The 19964-nt window shown below is 67.3% G+C and carries 18 protein-coding genes; 10 read left to right on the forward strand and 8 right to left on the reverse strand.

Going from position 1 to position 19964, the window contains the following annotated elements; genetic code table 11:
• Positions 1–107: 107 nt before the first annotated feature.
• The 4 genes from RMCB_RS20470 to RMCB_RS20485 form a co-directional block, all read right to left on the reverse strand.
• Positions 108–989 carry a 5-oxoprolinase subunit C family protein gene (locus RMCB_RS20470; protein WP_062830249.1) on the reverse strand — a complete coding sequence of 294 codons (882 nt, stop codon included), beginning with the start codon at positions 987–989 and terminating at the stop codon, positions 108–110.
• A complete protein-coding gene (locus RMCB_RS20475) occupies positions 986–1615 on the reverse strand; it encodes a 5-oxoprolinase subunit B family protein (protein WP_062830250.1) in 630 nt (209 codons plus the stop codon). Before RMCB_RS20475 ends, RMCB_RS20470 begins: the two co-directional genes overlap by 4 nt.
• On the reverse strand, positions 1612–2373 hold the full coding sequence (locus tag RMCB_RS20480) for a LamB/YcsF family protein (protein WP_036424850.1): 762 nt from the start codon (positions 2371–2373) through the stop codon (positions 1612–1614). The genes RMCB_RS20475 and RMCB_RS20480 overlap by 4 nt, the downstream gene beginning before the upstream one ends.
• A gap of 71 nt (positions 2374–2444) precedes the next feature.
• On the reverse strand, positions 2445–3359 hold the full coding sequence (locus RMCB_RS20485; RefSeq protein WP_029371025.1) for a LysR family transcriptional regulator: 915 nt from the start codon (positions 3357–3359) through the stop codon (positions 2445–2447).
• Positions 3360–3465: 106 nt separating this feature from the next.
• Between RMCB_RS20485 and RMCB_RS20490 the strand changes: the two genes are divergently transcribed.
• The 3 genes from RMCB_RS20490 to RMCB_RS20500 all read left to right on the forward strand — a co-directional run bounded on the left by RMCB_RS20490 (position 3466) and on the right by RMCB_RS20500 (position 6649).
• Complete coding sequence (locus RMCB_RS20490; RefSeq protein WP_234792194.1) at positions 3466–4521, forward strand: pyridoxal-phosphate dependent enzyme; 1056 nt, start codon at positions 3466–3468, stop codon at positions 4519–4521.
• Positions 4522–4626: 105 nt separating this feature from the next.
• Positions 4627–5568, forward strand: coding sequence for a hypothetical protein (locus RMCB_RS20495; protein ID WP_062830251.1), 942 nt, complete (start codon positions 4627–4629; stop codon positions 5566–5568).
• Between the two features lie 193 nt (positions 5569–5761).
• Positions 5762–6649, forward strand: coding sequence for a type IV toxin-antitoxin system AbiEi family antitoxin (locus RMCB_RS20500; protein WP_062830252.1), 888 nt, complete (start codon positions 5762–5764; stop codon positions 6647–6649).
• A 109-nt stretch (positions 6650–6758) separates the two neighbouring features.
• On the opposite strand, the gene RMCB_RS20505 is transcribed toward RMCB_RS20500, so the two are convergent.
• Entirely contained in the window at positions 6759–7226 is a 468-nt protein-coding gene (locus RMCB_RS20505; protein ID WP_029371029.1) for a gamma-glutamylcyclotransferase family protein, read from the reverse strand.
• 41 nt (positions 7227–7267) lie between these two features.
• On the opposite strand from RMCB_RS20505, the gene RMCB_RS20510 reads away from it, so the two are divergent.
• From RMCB_RS20510 to RMCB_RS20520, 3 genes are all read left to right on the forward strand, one after another.
• The gene (locus RMCB_RS20510; protein WP_062830253.1) at positions 7268–8683 is read left to right on the forward strand and encodes an NAD(P)H-quinone dehydrogenase; all 1416 of its coding nucleotides are present in this window, start codon (positions 7268–7270) and stop codon (positions 8681–8683) included.
• A gap of 74 nt (positions 8684–8757) precedes the next feature.
• Positions 8758–10503, forward strand: coding sequence for a glycerol-3-phosphate dehydrogenase/oxidase (locus tag RMCB_RS20515; protein WP_029371031.1), 1746 nt, complete (start codon positions 8758–8760; stop codon positions 10501–10503).
• The gene (locus RMCB_RS20520) at positions 10500–11351 is read left to right on the forward strand and encodes a pseudouridine synthase (RefSeq protein WP_062830254.1); all 852 of its coding nucleotides are present in this window, start codon (positions 10500–10502) and stop codon (positions 11349–11351) included. Before RMCB_RS20515 ends, RMCB_RS20520 begins: the two co-directional genes overlap by 4 nt.
• A gap of 4 nt (positions 11352–11355) precedes the next feature.
• On the opposite strand, the gene RMCB_RS20525 is transcribed toward RMCB_RS20520, so the two are convergent.
• Positions 11356–13242 carry a glycoside hydrolase family 2 protein gene (locus tag RMCB_RS20525; RefSeq protein WP_072278511.1) on the reverse strand — a complete coding sequence of 629 codons (1887 nt, stop codon included), beginning with the start codon at positions 13240–13242 and terminating at the stop codon, positions 11356–11358.
• 352 nt (positions 13243–13594) lie between these two features.
• Here RMCB_RS20525 and RMCB_RS20530 point away from each other — a divergent pair, with 352 nt between their 5' ends.
• Positions 13595–14365 (forward strand): SDR family NAD(P)-dependent oxidoreductase, encoded by a 771-nt coding sequence (locus RMCB_RS20530; RefSeq protein ID WP_062830255.1) that lies wholly within the window; start codon positions 13595–13597, stop codon positions 14363–14365.
• Entirely contained in the window at positions 14362–14964 is a 603-nt protein-coding gene (locus RMCB_RS20535) for a hypothetical protein (protein ID WP_062830256.1), read from the forward strand. The genes RMCB_RS20530 and RMCB_RS20535 overlap by 4 nt, the downstream gene beginning before the upstream one ends.
• 38 nt (positions 14965–15002) lie before the next feature.
• On the opposite strand, the gene RMCB_RS20540 is transcribed toward RMCB_RS20535, so the two are convergent.
• Entirely contained in the window at positions 15003–15692 is a 690-nt protein-coding gene (locus RMCB_RS20540; protein WP_062830257.1) for a TetR family transcriptional regulator, read from the reverse strand.
• A gap of 72 nt (positions 15693–15764) precedes the next feature.
• Between RMCB_RS20540 and RMCB_RS20545 the strand changes: the two genes are divergently transcribed.
• A complete protein-coding gene (locus RMCB_RS20545; RefSeq protein ID WP_062830258.1) occupies positions 15765–16835 on the forward strand; it encodes a ferredoxin reductase in 1071 nt (356 codons plus the stop codon).
• Between the two features lie 17 nt (positions 16836–16852).
• Positions 16853–18088: a fatty acid desaturase family protein gene (locus tag RMCB_RS20550; RefSeq protein WP_062830259.1), complete on the forward strand. Its 1236-nt coding sequence runs from the start codon at positions 16853–16855 to the stop codon at positions 18086–18088.
• Positions 18089–18256: 168 nt separating this feature from the next.
• Here RMCB_RS20550 and RMCB_RS20555 read toward each other — a convergent pair.
• Positions 18257–19964, reverse strand: a 1708-nt coding sequence (locus RMCB_RS20555; RefSeq protein WP_084388566.1) for an HNH endonuclease signature motif containing protein, incomplete at its 5' end; no start/stop codon positions are given.

A 19964-nucleotide genomic window follows, 5' to 3' on the forward strand; every position in this document is an offset into this window, starting at 1 on the left:
TCTGTTGCGTCGCAGCTGTTACGTCTGAGGCCTGGTGAGGCGTCACGTTATGCCACTCAGCCGTGCCCTTCTATGGCAGCGCTAGCCAACTCAGCGGCTGCTGTTTGTCATTGATTGCCATTCAGCTCCGGGCGACGCACCGCGAAGCGGATGCGGGTGCCCGGCACGGCCTGGGCGGCCGAGTTGACCGCCGTGCCGGGTACGACGCCGATGACGGGATAGCCGCCGGTCACCGGTCTGTCGGCGAGAAACAGGGTCGGACGTCCCTTGGTCGGCACTTGCAGCGCGCCCAGTACCACGCCCTCGCTGGCGAGCTCGCCGCTGCGCCGGCGGGGAAGCTCCGGTCCGTCCAGGCGAATGCCGACACGGTCCGCGTCGGCCGTGACGGTGAACTCGTGGCGGCCGAGCCGGTCCAGGGCCTCGTCGGTGAACCAGTCGTCGCGCGGGCCCAGCGTGAGCGGCAGGGTCATGGTGTTGTGATGCGGCTCCGTCATCGGTGCGAAATCTGTCGCGGGCCAGTCTGTTTCAAACGCGCCGATGCTCAGTTTGTGCCCAGCGCGCAGCGGCGGGGTGCCCAGCTGGGCCATGGTGTCCCATGACATCGACCCGAGTACGCATTCGCCGAGCACACCGCCACGCACCGCGACGTAGCTCCGGAGCCCGGCAGCGGGCACGCCGAGCGTGACGCGGTCTCCGGCGCCGACCGGGAACGCCGTGTTGAGGCCCGGTGAGCGGCCACGGCAGGACACCGGGACCGACGCGCCCGTCACCGCGATCAACGCGGGAGCATCGACACTGAATGCCATGCGGCCCAACGTGACTTCGATGCACGGCGCACCGGCCCGATTGCCGACCAGACGGTTCGCCAGGTCGTAGGACGCGCGATCGGCCGCGCCGGACTGCCCGACGCCGAGGTGACCCAGCCCGCGCCTGCCGCGATCTTGCAGCAGCGCAAGCACTCCGACCGACTCGATGGTGAGGTGCTTCATCGGCCCACATCACGGAACTGCACGACCGCACCCGGGCGCAACATCGCAGGCGGATCGGCAGAGGAGTCCCACAGCACCGCATCGGTGTGACCCAACAGCTGCCAACCGCCGGGGGAGACGCGCGGGTAGACCGACGAGAACTGGCCCGCGATGGCGACTGCGCCGGCAGGTACCCGGATGCGGGATTCGTCGCGCCGCGGTACCTGCAACCGCGGGTCACCGCCGGTGAGGTAGGAGAAGCCGGGAGCGAATCCGCAGAACGCGACCCGCCACGGCGTCCCGGTGTGGGCGGCCACCACCTCGTCCACGGTCAACCCGGTCAGCCGTGCCACGTCGGCGAGATCCGCACCGTCGTAACGCACGTCGATGATGTGGTGTTCCTCGTCGAGTACGTCGTCAGCGTCCGGCGCGAGTCTTTCCAGGGCGCTGCGCAGCGGGGCCGCGCTCGTCACCTCCGGATCCACGGTGACCAACAGGGTCGTCAGGCCCGGGACCACCTCCTGCACGCCGGGCAGGTCGGCTTGCCGGACGGCCGCTGCCCAGCGGTGCACCGATCGGTTGTCCCCGACGTCCAGCAGCCACGCATTCTCGCCGCACGCCCGCACCGGGACCGGATCGACCGTCACCGAATGGGGAAGAGTTCGACCCCCGCAGCCTCGAGCGCTGCCCGGGTCTTACGTGCGATGTCGACGGCGCCGGGCGTATCGCAGTGCACGAGGAGTGCTTCGGCGGTGACGTCGACCTCGCTGCCGTCGTTGGCGGTCAGGTGACCTTCGGTGACCATCTGCACGGCCCGCGCCGCGGCCGCATCGGCGTCGGTCAGCAGTGCGTTGGGCTCGCTGCGGGACTGCAAAAGCCCTTCGGGGGTGTAGGCCCTGTCGACGAACGCCTCGGCGATCATGCGCAGCCCGGCCTCCTTGCCGAGCCGCCACACCTCCGTGCCGACGGCCGCGAGAAGCGGGATGTCGCCGCCGAATTCGACAGTTGCGTCGACGAGGGCCTGGGCGTGCTCGGTGTCCTTCGTGGCGACATTCCACAGTGCGCCGTGTGCCCGCACGAAATCGACCTTCCCGCCGGCCAAGCGCGCGAAGACCTCCAGCGCGCCCATCTGATAGAGCAGATCGTCCCGCAGTTCGGCACCGGGGATCGCGATGTAGCGTCGACCGAAACCGTGCAGGTCGCGATAGCTCACCTGGGCGCCGATCGCCACATTGTTCTTCACCGAGATCGCGCAGGTGCGGCGCATGATGCCCGGGTCTCCGCCGTGGAAGCCGCAGGCGATGTTGGCACTGGTGACGATCTCGAGCAGGGCATCGTCGTCACCCAGGCTCCAGCGGCCCAGTCCTTCGCCGATGTCGGTGGTCAAAGCTACGCGTGGCGCCATGGTTCTCGTGCCCTCCTTCGGGTCGTCGTGCTCCGAGTATCCCCGGCGGAATGACCCGCGAACAGCGCCGGTCACTGACGCTCATCAGTCAGCGAAACTGCCGATTCCTGGAATCGGTCGTGCAACGACCGCCGAACGGCCCGCACCGACGGATCGCCCGTGCGGGCGTGGCGGCTCAGCGCGACAAGCGTCCGCGACCACCCGGTCGGCACCCGGACCAGCGGTGCGGTCTCGCGCTGCGGGGGCAGCACCAACCGCGGGAGCACGCTGGCCGCCGCGCCTTGGCGGACGATGAGCAGAAGCAGTTCGAGGTCGTAGGACTCGTATTGCACGGTCGGGGTGAAACCGAGGCCAAGGCAGTGCTGCACCGCCCACGTGCGCGAGGCGGCACCGACCGGTTCCAGCGCCCACGGCAGTGCGCCGGCCGCCTGCATGAAGTCGCGGCCCTTCAACACCGATGCCGCGACCACGGCCTCCAGCGGATCGTCGGCCAGCACCTCGCGGTGCACATACCCGGGCAGCGCCGGGGCGGCGCCGGGGTACTCCTCGCTGACCACCAGGTCGAATTCGCCGCTGAGCAGCGCGGGAACTGCGACCTCGGGCTCCGATTCGACGAGTTCGACGCGTAGTCCCGGATGTCGGTGCTGGCATTCCAGCAGCGCGGGGACCAGCGCGCGGGCGGCGCTTCCGAAGGCGGCCACCCGGCACGTCCCGGTCGGCGGCTCCTCGCCGGAACGCAGTTCGGCCTGGGCGAGTTCGAGTGCGGCGAGGATGTCGGCGCCCCGATCGGCCAGGCGCTGCCCGGCCTCGGTGAGCCGCACGCCGCGGCCGACACGTTCGAGCAGCGGGGCGCCGGCCTCACGTTCGAGCAGTGCCAATTGCTGGGAGATGCCCGACGGGCTCATGTGTAGCGCCTCGGCCACCGACGCGATCGTGCCGCGATGGCTCAGTTCCACCAGAAACCGCAGCCGACGAACGTCCAACATCACCCCAGTGTAAGAAAACATCAGTAATGCTGCCGGGTTGACGGCAGCAATCGGTGATGTTGTCCGACCTTCGCAGTGCCTACTGTTCCGAGTCAGGAGGTGTGCCGTGCTGACGACCGAACCGTTTGTGCTCAATCCCCAGTGGGCTCCAGGGGGCGCTGCCGCGCCGCGGCAGACCGACGAGATCCGGCGGTTTCACGAAACCCTGCCCAACTACGCGGTGACGCCGTTGGTCGCATTGCCGACGGTCGCCGACACGCTGGGGTTGGGCACAGTGCTCGTCAAGGACGAGTCGCTACGACTCGGCCTGCCCGCGTTCAAGATGCTGGGCGCCTCGTGGGCCGTCCACCGCGCACTGCGCTCGTCGGTCCACGCCCGCCCCCGACTGGTCACCGCGACCGACGGCAACCACGGCCGAGCGGTGGCCCGCATGGCCGCGCTGTTGAAACTGCCCGCGACCATCGTCGTCCCCGAGGGGGTGTCCGCACGCGCAGTCGACTTGATCCGTGCTGAGGGTGCCGACGTTCGCGTCCTCGACATGCCTTACGACCGCGCGGTTGAGCACGCCGCCACGCTTGCCGACACCGACCCGGATTCGCTTCTGCTACAAGACACTTCGTGGCCCGGGTATGAAGAGGTCCCACAGTGGATCGTCGACGGGTACGCCACGCTGTTCGACGAGGCCGCCGAACAGGCCGCGGCGGTCTCTGGCGGCTTCGACCTCATCGTCGTTCCTGCCGGTGTCGGCTCACTGGCCCACGCCGCGGTGATTTTCGGTCGGTCACACCCCGATTGCCGCATCGTCGCAGTCGAACCCGACGTCGCCGATTGCGTGCGGGCCAGCCTGTCCGCAGGCGCCCTCACCACAGTCCCGACCGGCCAGACCACCATGGCCGGGCTCAACTGCGGTACCCCGTCCTATCTCGCATGGCCCGACCTCCAGAAGGGACTCGCGGGAGCGGTGGTGGTCGACGACCAGGCCGCCGCCGATGCCTCCGCCGACCTGGCTCCCCTCGGCGTCGACGCGGGCCCGTGTGGCGCTGCCAGCCTGGCCGCCCTGCGGATCCTGGCAGCCGATCCCGTACGTTCGCACCTCGGCCTCGGCCCCGATTCCACTGTCCTGCTACTCAACACCGAGGGTTCCAGCGCGTCCGGTGGGTAGCTGTCGCCTCGCACCGCGAGCGTGCGTGTCTGTCACCCAACACGCCGTGCGTCGTCAGCATTTTTGCCGCGTTCGCGGTGTCGTGAGCGCTCGTAAGCTGCTGATGTGACCGATACTCCCGACGATGAACTGGCCGCGGCGACCGCAGCATTGCGTGAAGCCACCTCGCTGCAGCAGCGGTTGTCGACGGCACGCAGCAAAGCCGAAGGTTCTGCCGCTGCCGTCAAGGCAGCCAAGCGACGCATTGCCGAGGAGACCAAGGACGTTCGAAAATTGGAATCCCTTTCCCTGACGGGCATCCTGTCGCGGCTCAAAGGCTCACACGCCGACGACCTGGCCCGGGAAACGGCGGAACAGGAAGCAGCGCAATACGAATACCGGGTCCGCGAAGCCCGAGCGGCCGCCGACCAACGCAATGTCGACGATCTCCAGCGTCGGCTCGACGGTATGGGCGACGTGTCGGCGCGACACGCCAAGGCATTGACTGCCAAGGAACAGTGGTTGCGGCAGACGGGCGCTCCGTCGGCGGCGCGGTTGACCGAAATCGCCGAGCGCCGAGGGCATTTGACGGCCGAACTCGCCGAGATCGCTGAGGCCAGGACTGCGGGAAAGCGAGCGATGGCCGATCTGCGCACGGCGGCCGAACGGATCGACAGTGCACGGTCCTGGTCGGCCTACGACACGTGGTTCGACGGCGGGGTGATCGCGAGCATGATCAAGAACGACAGGCTCGACGAGGTGGTGAATTGTCTGCGGTCAGCCGACAGGGAGCTGCGGACGTTCACCACCGAGCTGGCCGACGTCCACATGCAGGGTGTCCAGAGCCTCGAAATAAGCTCTTTCACAAGGACTCTCGACGTCTGGTTCGACAACTTCTTCACCGATCTCATGGTGCGTGACCAGATCATCGAAGCCCAGCAGAAAGTGAGCCAGGCGATCGAAGGCGTCGAGGCCGTGCTGGCCCGGCTCGATGACCGCAAGCATGAGCGCACGAACGAGTTGGCCCGGCTGCAGGCGGAGCGAACGGCGCTGCTGACCTCGCGGTGACCGCTGCTGACCTCCCGCTGACCCCCGCACCGCGAGCGTGCGTGTCTGTTGCCCAACACGCCGTCCGGCGTAGGCATTTCACGCACCTTCGCGGGCGCCCGACCGCGGCGAAGTTATCCACAATCTGTCGTTTATCCACAATTTGGGCACCACCACCTTCCGGAAAGCGGTTCCAGTGTCGACTCTCGTCGACATGGACTCACAACTCGCAGAGCTGTTCACGACGCAACGTGGCGTCGCCACCAGTGCCCAGATCCTCGGAGTGATCACCCGTCATGCGTTCGACAAAGCCGTGGATACCGGTCTGCTGGAACGGATGTGGCAGGGCATCTACTGTCTGGGGGAGTCAACCGACGACCTGAGGCTGCGCGGGCTGGACCTGTCCTGCGGCCGGAAAGTCGCGCTGTGTCTCGGCACTGCGGCCGCGGTGCACGGGTTCGACACAGAAGGCCCTCCCGACCTGCAGATCCTCAATCCGCCGGGCGGTCAAATGCGATCGACGGACGGATTGGTCGTGCACCGTCGCGACGACGCGCCACTGACGTTTGTCGACGGCAGATACGTCACCGCCCCGGCATGGACCGCCATAGAGGTCGCGCGGGCATTGCGGCGGCCGCGGGCCCTGGCCACTCTAGACGCCGCGCTGCGCAGTGGCACGTGCAGCCGGGCCGGCCTGTGGCGCGCCGCCATCGAACAGGCCGGGCGTCGGGGCATCGTCAACGTGCGGAATCTCATCGCATTGGCCGACGCGCGTGCCGAGTCGCCGATGGAGAGCGAAGCGCGGCTTGTGATGCTTGACGGGGGTCTTCCGGCTCCCAAGCTGCAGTACGAGGTCATCGACGGCAACGGTCAGAGGAGAAGACTCGACTTCGCCTGGCCTGAGCAGCGCGTGGCGGTCGAGTACGACAGCCTGGATTGGCACGGTAATCCCGACGCGCTGCGCGACGACCGCAGGCGAACCGCGGCGTTGCTGGCCATCGGCTGGATCGTCATTTCGATCGTGTTCGAGGACCTGCGCGAGCGGCAGGGGGAGATGGTTGCGCGGATCAATGGGCAACTGCGTCGCGCTCGCGCGGCGTGAGGGTGCGCAGAGTGCCGACGGCGCACGGCGTGCCGGGCAACAGACACGCACGCTCGCGGTGCAGGGTGGGTGCAGGGCTGGTGCAGAGTTGGTGCAGGGTGGTTCAGGGTTACGGCCCGATGTTCCGGGCGGGCCGGGTCCGCAGGTCGTGGACATACTCCGGCGGAGCCCCGGCGATCTCGGCGGCGTCGGCCATCACCCCGAGGTAGCGGGCGGAGGGCAGTCCGCCTTCCCACGCGTCGACCACGTACAGCCAGGCGAGCACCGGGTCGGTGGTGGTGTCGGAGGACAGTCGATCGACCCGGCACCGGATCTTCTTGTGGAAGCCGAGCTCGGAGCCCTCCCAGCGGTCCAGCGAGTGCTCGTCGGCCGGGGTCATGTCGTAGAGCACCACGAACACCTTCGAGAGCGGGTCTTCGACGACGGTCGCCAGCGCTCCCTCCCAGCCGATGTCTTCCCCGCCGAAGGTCAGCCGCCAGCCGTGCAACCAGCCTGTTCCCGCCATCGGGGAGTGCGGAGCCCGCTCGAGCATCTGCTCTGGATGCATGTTCGACCCGTAGGCGGCGTAAAGCGGCACGGTAAGACAGCTTAATGCGCGAAGTTCGTTAGGTTAGTGCGGTGGCAACGCGCATCGTGATCATCGGCGGTGGCCCCGCCGGCTATGAGGCGGCTCTGGTCGCCGCTGCCCGCGGCCCCAAGGTCGCTCATGTCACCGTGGTCGACAGCGACGGCATCGGTGGCGCCTGCGTGCTGTGGGACTGTGTGCCGTCGAAGACGTTCATCGCGTCGACCGGGGTGCGCACCGAGCTGCGGCGGGCGCCCAACCTGGGCTATTCGCTGGATCTGGATGACGCCAAGATCTCGCTGACCCAGATCAACGAGCGGGTCAAGAGGCTGGCCACGGCCCAGTCTGCGGACATTGCCGAGCGGCTGCGCAGCGAGGGCATCGACCTGATCGAGGGTCGCGGCGAGTTGATCGACGACCGCCCCGGCATGGCTCAGCATCGTGTCAAGGTCACGGGGTCCGACGGTCGCGTGAGCCAGTTGACTGCCGATGTGGTGCTGATCGCCACGGGTGCGAGCCCGCGGGTGCTGCCCAACGCGGCCCCGGACGGTGAACGCATCCTGAACTGGCGGCAGCTCTACGACCTGGACGTCCTGCCTGAGCACCTCATCGTGGTGGGTTCCGGTGTGACGGGCGCCGAGTTCGTCAACGCCTACACCGAGCTCGGTGTCACGGTGACCGTGGTGGCCAGCCGCGATCAGATCCTGCCGCACGAGGACTCCGATGCCGCGGCTGTGCTGGAAGCCGTGTTCTCCGAGCGCGGCGTCACGTTGATCAAGAACGCGCGCGCCGATTCGGTCACCCGCACCGATACGGGCGTACGGGTGGCGATGGCCGACGGACGAGCCGTCGAGGGCAGTCACGCGCTGATGACCGTCGGCTCGGTGCCCAACACCGGCGGGCTCGGTCTGGAACGGGTCGGCATCGAACTCGGGCCGGGCAACTACCTCACCGTCGACCGGGTCTCGCGCACCACGGTGCCAGGCATTTACGCGGCCGGCGACTGCACCGGCCTGCTGCCGCTGGCTTCGGTGGCGGCCATGCAGGGCCGCATCGCGATGTACCACGCGCTGGGTGAGGCGGTCGCGCCGATCCGGCTGCGGACGGTGGCCGCTGCCGTGTTCACCCGGCCCGAGATCGCCGCGGTGGGGGTGCCCCAGGCCAAGATCGACGACGGTTCGGTGCCGGCCCGCACGTTGACCCTGCCGTTGAACACCAACGCACGGGCCAAGATGTCGAGCCTGCAGCACGGTTTCGTCAAGATCTTCTGCCGCCCCGCGACCGGTGTGGTGATCGGCGGCGTGGTGGTCGCGCCCATCGCCTCGGAACTGATCCTGCCGATCGCCCTGGCTGTGCAGAACGGCATCCCGGTCGCGGAACTGGCCCAGACCTTCTCGGTGTATCCGTCGCTGTCCGGCTCGATCACCGAGGCGGCTCGTCAGCTGATGAAACACGACGATCTGGATTAGCCGCGAGGCGACGCGCGTCACCCTGGTACCGCGGAACCGCGCAGATCGTTTCGACCCCACGTAGCCTGGGGACCGTGACTGACCCGATCTCTGCACCGGGCGACGGGCAAACCCTCCTCGGACCTGAACAACGTGCGCAAGCCTGGCAGCAACTGAGCGACGAGCAGTTCGACGTCGTCGTCATCGGCGGCGGTGTTGTCGGCGCGGGTGCGGCCTTGGACGCGGCCACCCGTGGGCTCAAGGTTGCTCTGGTCGAGGCCAGGGATTTCGCATCGGGCACGTCCAGTCGCAGCTCGAAGATGTTCCACGGGGGCCTGCGCTACCTGGAACAGCTGGAGTTCGGGCTGGTGCGCGAAGCCCTCCACGAGCGTGAGCTGAGCCTGACGACCCTGGCACCACATCTGGTCAAGCCGCTGCCGTTTCTGTTCCCGCTCACCAACCGGTGGTGGGAGCGCCCGTACGTGGCCGCCGGGATCTTCCTGTACGACCAGCTCGGTGGCGCGAAATCCGTTCCGGCACAAAAGCATCTGTTCAAAGCCGGGGCGCTGCGGCTGGCGCCCGGCCTCAAGCGCAGCTCACTGATCGGTGGGATCCGGTACTACGACACCGTCGTCGACGACGCTCGGCACACCATGACCGTGGCCCGGACCGCCGCGCATTACGGTGCGGTCGTGCGCACGTCGACCCAGGTGGTCGCGCTGCTTCGCGAAGGCGACCGGGTCACCGGTGTGGTGGTGCGTGATTCGGAGAACGGAGCGGTCACCGAGGTCCGCGGCCACGTGGTGGTCAACGCGACGGGCGTGTGGACCGATGAGATCCAGGCGCTCTCCAAGCAGCGCGGCCGGTTTCGGGTGCGTGCGTCGAAGGGCGTGCACATCGTGGTGCCGCGCGACCGCATCGTCAGTGAGGTCGCGATCATCCTGCGCACCGAGAAGTCGGTGCTGTTCGTCATACCGTGGGGCACGCACTGGATCATCGGGACGACCGACACCGATTGGAACCTCGATCTGGCCCACCCGGCGGCCACAAAGGCCGACATCGACTACCTCCTCGGCCACGTCAACACGGTGCTGGCCACCCCGTTGACCCACGACGACATCGACGGTGTGTACGCCGGGCTGCGTCCGCTGCTGGCCGGCGAGAGCGAGGAGACTTCCAAGTTGTCGCGTGAGCACGCCGTCGCGGTGCCCGCACCCGGGCTGGTGGCGATCGCCGGCGGCAAGTACACCACCTATCGGGTGATGGGGGAGGACGCCATCGATGCGGCGGCCGAATTCGTCCCGACCCGGGTGGCGACATCGATCACCGAGAAGGTTCCTCTCATGGGCGCCGACGGATATTTCGCGCTCATCAACCAGACCGAGCATGTCGGCGCGCACTATGGCCTGCACCCGTACCGGGTGCGGCATCTGCTCGACCGGTACGGCTCGCTGATCGGTGAGGTGCTCAAGATGGCCGAGGGACGGCCCCACCTGCTCGAACCGATCTCCGCGGCGCCGGTGTATCTGAAGGTGGAAGCCTGGTACGCCGCGGCCGCTGAAGGTGCGCTGCACCTGGAGGACATTCTGGCCCGGCGCATGCGGATCTCGATCGAATACCCGCACCGCGGGGTGGACTGTGCTCGCGAGGTCGCCGAAGTCGTTGCGCCGGTGCTGGGTTGGAGCGCCGAGGACGTCGACCGCGAGGTCGCCACGTATCTCGCGCGGGTGGAAGCCGAGGTGTTGTCGCAGACGCAGCCCGACGACGAGTCCGCCGATGCGCTGCGCCAGGCCGCACCCGAGGCGCGCGCCGAGATTCTCGAGCCTGTGCCGCTCAATTGAGGAGGCCCGCCCCGCTGCCGGTGCGCGACGGTCTGGGCCCGGCCCGGTTGCGGTTGTGGGGCGGCAACGTGTTCGACGAGCTGCAGACGCGGTTCGGGATCGGCGCGAAAGTGGTTGCCGGAGAAGTGGTGTGCGCGGACGGCACGATCGTCGATGCGACGACGACGCTGCCTGCAGGGGCGCATGTGTACTTCTACCGCGACCTGCCCGACGAGATACCCGTGCCGTTCGACATCCCGGTGCTGTACCGCGACGACGACATCGTCGTCGTCGACAAGCCGCACTTCCTGGCCACGATGCCTCGTGGTGGACACGTCGCGCAGACCGCGCTCGTGCGGCTGCGCCGGGAGTTGAACCTGCCGGAGCTGAGCCCCGCGCACCGGCTGGACCGCCTCACCGCCGGGGTGCTGCTACTTACCACGCGCCGTGAGTTGCGGGGCCGGTATCAGACGCTGTTCGCCAGGGGCGCGGTACGCAAGACCTACGTGGCGCGCGCGCTCGGCACACCCAACATCGCGCTTCCCGCCGTGCTGCGCGGTCGGATCAGCAAGGAGCGCGGGCGGTTACAGGCTTTCGAGGGTCCCGGCGAGCCCAACGCCGAGACCCTCGTAGAGGCGCTCGGTGACGGCCTCTACCGACTGACCCCACATACCGGCCGCACCCACCAGCTGCGTGTGCACATGGCCTCCCTGGGTGTGCCGATCCTCGGTGATCCCTTGTACCCCAAGGTGATCGACGTGGCGCCCGATGACTTCAGCGCGCCGCTGCAGCTGCTGGCGCAGCGGCTGGAATTCGACGACCCGGTGACAGGCCGGCCGCGCGAGTTCGTCAGCGGCCGCACCTTGTGACGGCTCAGCTGCGACCCGGTGCGGGCCCGGCGCCACCGGCGGCGATCACCGCACGATTCTGAGCGGCAACGGCGGCAACGTCGACCTTGACCAGCCTGCGGTCGTAGCTGAGGTAGCCGTTCACCTCGTTCTCGACATCGGTTGTCTGCGTGTAGATTGCGCCCGAGAGGCCACCGACGCGGACCTGCCGTTCCAGATCGCGGCCGATGTCGAGATAGCGCTTGGTCAATTGTGCTTGGTCGCTGGTCATCTCATAGGCCTCGGGCGGGCCCGGCCACCGATTGTCCGGCAGCACCAGCCCAATGCCGCCGTACTCGCCGATCATGGCCGCCCGCGCGTCGTGCACGGCGGTAGCTCCCGGCCCGACGTAGGTGTGGTCGTCGTAGATGTCACCGGCGCCACTGTCCGGGCGCGACTTGCAGCAGTTGACCCCGCTCTCGGCGTCCACCAGCCGCGTCGGGTCTTGGGCCTTGACCTGATTGGCAATTCGCGCGGTGTCGTATTCGCCCCAGCCCTCGTTGAACGGCACCCAGCCGACGATCGACGTGACGTCGTGCAACTGATCGACGATCTGCGACAACTCCTTCTCGAACTGCACTTTCGCGTCGGCAGGCGGGTCGGGGTCAGGGCCCCACGGGCCGCCGATCGGCACGCCCAGAGACGGCATGTCCTGCAACACCATCAAGCCCAGCTTGTCGGCCCAGTAGTACCAGCGGGCCGGCTCGACCTTGGCGTGTTTGCGAACAGTGTTGAGCCCCAACTTCTTCACTTGTTCGAGGTCCGATTTCAGTGCGTCGTCGGTGGGCGCGGTGTAGATGCCGTCGGGCCAGTAGCCCTGATCCAGAACGCCTTGCAGAAAGACGATCTGGTTGTTCAGCGCGATGCGCGGACGGCCCTGGGAGTCCCTGACGATGCCGATAGTGCGCAGCCCGCCGTAGCTGGAGATCTCGTCGACCATCTTCCCCGACCGGTTGATCAGCCAGACCTTGATGTCGTACAGGTAGGGATCGTCGGGGGTCCAGAGGTGCGGCGCGGGAACCGGGACCCGAATTGTGTCACCGGGCTTGCCGGATGCGCGAGCAACCTCTCGGCCGTCGCGCGTGGCGACGGCCACCACCACGTGCCCGGGATCAGGACCGGTGATCGCGGGGGTGACGGCGAAACTGGTCAGGTCCGGTGTGATGTCCAGCTTGCTGACGTGCGTCGCCCGCACGGGCTCCATCCACACCGTCTGCCAGATCCCCGACGCGCCGGTGTAGGTGAGCCCATGCGGCTGGTTCCGTTGCTTGCCGACCGCGTAAGGGCTGTTCTCGTTGTGATCCTCGACCCGGACCGACAGGTTCTGTGGGCCGGGCCATTGCAGGGCATCGGTGATATCGACGGTGAAACTGGTGTAGCCGCCCTCGTGGTAGCCGACCTGATGATTGTTGACCCACACGGTGGCGACCTGATCGACGGCACCGAAGTGCAACAACACCCGCTGGCCCCACCAGGTGCGCGGGATTTTCAGAGTCTTGTGGTACCACATCTGGTCGTCGTGACGCTGGATGCCGGACAGCGCGGACTCCGTCGGATAGGGCACCAGGATGCGCTCGTGATAGTCGTTGGGCCCCGGGGGATTTGGCGCCGACCAACCGGTGTAGTCCCAACCGCCGTTGAGGTTCCGCCAGTGCGTGCGGACCATCTGGGGGCGTGGGTATTCCGGCAGCGCGTGTGCGAGATCGACCAGTTGCGTCCACGGGGTGGACAACGGCGATTGCCGGTGCTGCCAGCTGTCCACCGCGTGCGCGGGCACCGGCAAGGCGACGCAGGCACACAGCACGAGTACCGCCACGAGCAGCCGCAGCAGCCATGCCCCGCGCAGATGCCACGCCCATGCGCCGGCGTCCATGATCGTTCCCCCACAGATCGACGTTCAGTGTCCCCATCAGCAACGCTGCTGGTGTAGTGCCGGCCAGATCCCCGCCGCACATACCGAACGAATCGAGCGACCCATGGTGAGACCGGGACAACACCCGCGGCTCGACCGCCGATACATGAATCGGCGGCACAGCACCGTTCGTTACAACCTCCACCGTACCGAATGCCACATCCGGAGGTGACGGCCCATAGCTGCCAATCATCAAGGCCGGTAAGCGGATTCCCGTGCTGGGCGGCGTGACGGTGCTTGCCGGCACTGCGACCTTCCGACCAGCGGCAGCAGATGCGTCCGGTGCCGAACTGGTACGTGTTCTACTGACGGGGTGGACCGTCAGAAATTTGACCAGCTGTTCGACATGACCGGCCGCAGCGTCATCGTGACCGGCGGAACTCGCGGCATCGGCTTGGCGTTGGCCGAGGGGTTCGTGCTCGCGGGCGCGAAAGTCGCGGTGGCCAGCCGGAAACCCGACGCGTGCGAGGCGGCAGCGGCGCACCTGCGCGAGTTGGGCGGCGACGCCATCGGTGTGCCCACCCACAGCGGCAATATCGACGACCTGGGCGCACTGGTGGACCGCACCGTGTCCGAGTTCGGCGGCGTTGACGTGGTGGTCAACAACGCTGCCAATGCGTTGGCACAACCGCTCGGGTCGATGACGCCGGAGGCGTGGGCCAAGTCCTACGAGGTCAACCTGCGCGGCCCGGTGTTTCTGGTGCAGCACGCGCTGCCGTACCTGAAGGAGAGTTCGCACGCCGCGGTGCTCAACATGGTCTCGGTCGGTGCGTTCAACTTCGCACCCGCACTGTCGATCTACGCTTCCGGCAAGGCCGCGCTGATGTCGGTGACCCGGTCGATGGCGGCAGAGTTCACCCCGTTCAACATCCGGGTCAATGCCATCGCGCCCGGGCCGGTCGACACCGACATGATGCGCAACAACCCGCAGGAGGCCATCGACCATATGGTCGGCGGGACGCTGATGAACCGGCTGGCCACGCCTGACGAGATGGTCGGCGCGGCCCTGCTGCTGTGTTCTGACGCGGGTAGCTATATGACCGGCCAGGTGATCATCGTCGACGGCGGCGGAACCCCGCGATGACCGAGGACTTCGCGACACCGGTCGAGCTGAGCGGGGTGGACACCACCCGGGTACGCAACGGCCGCGCCCAGCAGGCGCTCACACTGGGGCCCGACGGCATCACGTTGGTGCGCGACGGCACGACGGTCTCCGTCGCGTGGCGCGACATCACCGGTATCGACCTGGTCCAGGTGATGACAGGGCGCCTGTCGGCCCTCGCCAAGGCTTGGGCCATCAGCGGAGCAGCCGAACCGATCTACCCGTACGAGTTCGACGAACAATGGACGACCGGACCGATCGGACGCTGGCTGACGCATTACCGGCCCGATCTGGACCTGCCTGCCGACGGTGCGACGCTGCCGCTCGGCATCCCGCAGCGGATGTATCCGTGGGTGTTTGCGCCGGCGGCGCTGATCGGCATCGTCGTCCTGATGGTCGGGGGCATGTCGCTCTCGTCGGCAGCGCTGTGGACCGTGGCCTGCGTGGGCGGCATCCTGCTGTTGGTCAGCTCGCCCCGCAAGACCAAGATCTTCGGCAACGTCGCGGCGACAATCGGGTTCGGCTGCATGCTGCTGGCCGGTATCGCGTGGCTGATCGGCGAGTTCGGACTGCCGTTTTGACGCCCACCAGCGCGGCGCCCTAGGGGCGTCGGCCCGCCCTAACGGTCGCTGTGCCAGCCCTGTACGCCGACAGCGATCATGCGCAGTTGCTTGACCGCGGTGCGGTGGATCGCGTCGACGGATTGCGCGTCGCCCGCATCTTCCAAGGCCTCGGCGATCGAGATCATCGCGTTGACGAACAGGTTGGCCAGGATGTTGAGGTCCTCACTGCTCCAGTCCGTGAGACCGGGGAAGCGGGCCAGGTCGATCGCAAGTTCCGAGGTGATCAGCCGGATCTCGGTGCGGATGGCGTAGCGCAGTACCGAGACGCCGCTGTTGCGTTCGCGGGAGATGAACCGCCAGTGTTCGCGACGCTCGTTCACGCTGCCGATGAGGATCTCGGCCGAGGATTCGATGACGTGGCGCGGATCGAGCTTGCCCGCGCGGGCGCCACGCAGCATGTCGCGTAAGGACCGGAACGACTCGTCGATGAGGACGAGGCCCAGCGCGTCCATCGAGTCGAAGTGGCGGTAGAACGCGGCAGGCACGATGCCGGCCTCGCGGGTGACCTCGCGCAGGCTCAGCGAGCTGAAGCTCTGTTCCTCCAGCAGCTTGAGCGCGGCGGCGATGATCGCGCGCCGGGTGGCTTCTTTGCGTTCTTCACGCGTCAGCGCATCCCGTGACCGCGACGGCTCTGAGCTTCGCGTTCGTGACCTTGGTGTTCGTGAAGTGGGCGTACGGTTGTTCACTGTTGTGAAGCGTACCACAACCAGCAATTTTGCCGTTGACAGACCCCGTGTTACCGGCGGTACTGTGTACACATGTTCACCCAAACTTTGACAGCAGGAGTTCGCCGGCGGGTATCCAGCTCGTCGCTGGTGAACCTGCTTACCGGACCTCATGGTGTCGACAGATACACCGAGCTGGTGGAACCAACCTGGACGCGCGGCGACGCCCGCGCCAAGGTGATCGCGGTGCGGCGCCAGACGCCGCGCAGCGTCACGCTGACCCTGGAACCGAACGACGCGTTCACCGGATTCCGGGCCGGCCAGCACATCAACCTGTCCGTCGAGATCAACGGGCGGCGACGCACCCGGTGCTACTCGCCCGCGAGCGCCGAAGGCGCAGGCATCATCGAGCTGACGATCGGTCGCCACGACGGTGGCCTGGTCTCGAACTACCTGTGCGATCACGCCTACCCGGGCATGGTGCTGGGGCTGGACTCCGTCGGCGGTGACTTCGTGATGCCGGAGGTGCGGCCGCGTCGCATCCTGTTCGTCTCCGGCGGCAGCGGCATCACCCCGGTGCTGTCGATGCTCAGGACGCTGCGCGCCGAGGGTTTCACCGGCGAGGTGGCCTTCATCCATTACGCACGCAACGCCGATGAGGCCTGCTACCGGTCGGAACTCGCAGCGATGCGCGGTGTGCGGGTGTTGCACGGTTACACCCGCGGTGGCCAGGGCGACGTGACCGGTCACTTCGACGCTGGACACCTGGCCGCGGCGTTCCCTGGGGCCGCTCCGGATGCGGTCTACGTCTGCGGGCCTGCGGCGCTCGTCGACGCCGTGCGCGAGCTGTGCCCCGACGCGCAATCCGAGAGCTTCGTGCCGCCGACGTTCACGGTGCCCGCCGAAGCGACGGGAGGCGCTGTGACCTTCACCAACAGCAACATCACCGTGACCGATGACGGTCAACCGTTGCTCGCGCAGGCCGAGGCCGCAGGCCTGACACCGGAAAGCGGTTGCCGCATGGGCATCTGCCACAGCTGCACGCGGTTCAAAACCCGTGGTGCCGTGCGCAACCTGATCACCGGCGCGGTATCGAGCGCCGACTGCGAAGACATCCAGATCTGCGTCACCGCTCCTGTCGGCGACGTCGACATCGACCTCTGACCCGAAAGGACCAACTCATGTCCCAGAACGATCTCCGTCGCTCTGCTCGCCCCGAGCAGAAAAAGATCTACAGCCTGACCCCCGAACAAGCCGACGCGTTCGGCGCCGAGCTCGACGCCATCCGCGAGCGCGTCATCGCCGACCTCGGTGAGCGCGACGCCACCTACATCCGCAGCATCATCAAGACCCAGCGCAAGCTGGAGGTCGGTGGCCGCGCGCTGCTGTTCGCCTCGATCTTCCCGCCGTTCTGGCTGGCCGGGACCGCCATGCTGGGGATCGCCAAGATCCTCGACAACATGGAGATCGGCCACAACGTCATGCACGGTCAGTACGACTGGATGGGCGATCCGGCCATCTCAAGCAAGGCATTTGAGTGGGATACCGCGTGCCCGGCCGATCAGTGGCGGCACTCCCACAACTACATGCACCACACCTACACCAACATCGTCGACATGGACCGCGACATCGGCTACGGCATCCTGCGGATGAGCGAGGATCAGAAGTGGTCGCCGTACTACCTCGGCAACCCGGTCTACGCCTTCCTGCTGATGGTGTTCTTCCAGTACGGCGTGGCGCTGCACGAACTGGAGACCGAACGCATCCGGTCCGGGGAGATCAGCATCAAGGACAAGAAGGATGTGCTGCGCGGCATCTGGGCCAAGACCAAGCGCCAGACGCTCAAGGACTACGTGGCCTTCCCGTTGCTTGCCGGGCCGTTCGCGCCGTTCGTGTTTACCGGCAACATGACCGCCAACCTGATGCGCAACGTGTGGTCGTACATGATCATCTTCTGCGGGCACTTCCCCGAGGGCACCCAGGAGTTCTCCATCGAAGAGACCGAAAACGAGTCCCGCGGCATGTGGTACTTCCGACAGCTGCTCGGTTCGGCAAACCTGACCGGCGGCAGGTGGTTCCACATCCTCAGCGGCAACCTGTCCTTCCAGATCGAGCATCACCTGTTCCCGGACATCCCGGCCCACCGGCATGCGGAGATCGCCGTCGAGGTCCGCGAGATCTGCGAACGTTACGGTCTGCCCTACAACACCGGCCCGCTGCACAAGCAGTTCGCCAGCGTTGTGCGCAAGATCGTCCGGCTGGCGTTCCCGTGGGGCGGCCGCGGCAAGGATTCTGAAGCCGCCGACAAGCCGGTTGAGGTGATCGACTCGGTGGCCGAGTCAGTGGTCGACGTGACCGAGCCTGTGAACAACGATGATTCGGCTACGGCAGAGCGCGAACTGGTGCTCGTGCCCTGACACTCACAGCTTGACCGCCATGAAGGGCGGGGCCGGGAAACCGGCTCCGCCTTTCACGGTGTTTGGCCCACGCTGCACCGCACGGTATCGAGAGCCCCGGCCCGTGTTTGTAGCTGGCGCGGCTCGAATGCCCGCCGTTGCGGCGTTGCGCTCCGCCCGCCGCGGCCTCTAGGGGTCGTCGGGCCCGTCGCGGTTGTTCGGGCTGTGTGTGGGGTGAGGGTGTGCGCCGCGCTGCTGGTTGGCGGCGGTCTCCGGGGCGCGGTCGGCTTGTGGGGCTGGGTCTGCGGCCTCTCCCACGCTGCTGTCTGACTCGGCGTCTGGGTTTTCGGGGTTCTCAAGCTTCCGGTCATCTTGCCGGGCCGGGTCGGTCGCGTCACCCATATCGCTGTATGACTCGTCGGCAAGGTCCTCGGCGTCCAAGTAGTACAGGTCCTCAGGCTCCCGGTCGCTTTCCGGGGCATCGTCCATATCGCTGCGTGGCTCATTGTCCGGGCAGTGCAGGTTCTCTGGGTCGCGATGGTCTTGCGAGGCCTCACCGGTAACACTGTGTGAATCGTCATCAAAGGTCTCGTCGTCCGAACAGCACCGGTCCTCAGGATCTCGGTGGTCTTCCGGCGCTTCGCCCCCGTCGCCCACGTCGCTGTCGTCCCCGTCTCCCACGTTGGTGTCGCCCACGTCTCCTACGTCGCTGTCGGTGTTGGTGTGGAAGAGGTCTTCGGGGTGCCAGTAGTGGTTGAGGCGGTCTTGGCCGGTGTCGAGCAGGGGTGGGGGGATCCATTCGACGCGGCCGTCGTCGCGGACCCGCGTGGTCCAGCCGTGTTCGCTGACCAGGCGATTGTCTTTCGGGCAGGCCAGGGTCAGGTCGGTGATGTCGGTGTGGCCGCCGCGGGCGTAGTCCCGATCGGCGTGATGGCCTTGGCAGCGATCCGGGGGGTGCGGGCATCCGGGTTTGGTGCAGCCCCCGTCGCGGGCGTGCAGCGCCAGGCGTTGCCCGACGGAGGCCAGCCGCTTGGAGCGCCCCAGATACAGCGGGACTTCTGTGTGGTCGGCGAACACCGCCAGGTAGTGCCGCGCGCGGGCGGCCATGGCGATAACTTGCGGGATGGACAATCGGGTGCCGCTGCCGGTGGTGGCGATCCCGGATAACGATTCCAACTCTCGAACCGTGGTCGAGATCACGACTGATACCGGTAATCCGTTGTGCTGGCCTAATTTCCCCGACGCCAGTAGCGCGCGGCCCATGGCCAGGAACGCGTCGTGGGTGCGTTGCGCGTGGGTGCGGGTGTCGGCGGCGATGGCCTCGGCGCTGGGGGTGCCCGCCAGGCAGGGGTGGTCGTCGTCGCGGTTGCACATGCCCGGGGCGCCCAGTTTCGCGGTGATCGCGGTGAGCACCGCGGTGGTTTCGGCGTCGAGGTAGCCGTGGATCTTGCTGGTCCCGTCGACGCCCTGTGGGGAGATGGTGATGCCGCGGCGGCGGGCTTGGATGTCCTCGGGGGGTTCGGGGCCGTCCTGGTTGAGCAGGAAGGTGATGCGCTCGGCGCAGCGTCGCAGGATGTCGGGGGAGTTGGTGGCGGCGATGCGGGCCAAATCCGAGTCGATTTCCTCATGGGTTGTGGCGTCGAGGGGCAGCGGGCAGGTGTCGAAGAACTTCTTGATCACGGCGACGTGGTCGGTGTTGATCTGCCCGGCGGCTTGGGCGGCGGCCGTCGCGGGCAGCACTGGGTCGAGGGGTTCGCCCGATACGGCGGCCCGCGGGCCGAGCAGGGCGGTGTCGGTGACGCGGCGTTTGGCTTCGGTGGGGCTGATCCGCAGCCGGATGCTCAGCACGTCGGCCCAGTTTTTGCCGCCGATGTCGCGGGCGGTGGTGCGTGATTGG

Origin of the sequence: Mycolicibacterium brisbanense (assembly GCF_001570425.1) — a bacterium.
In the GTDB taxonomy this organism is placed as follows: domain Bacteria; phylum Actinomycetota; class Actinomycetes; order Mycobacteriales; family Mycobacteriaceae; genus Mycobacterium; species Mycobacterium brisbanense.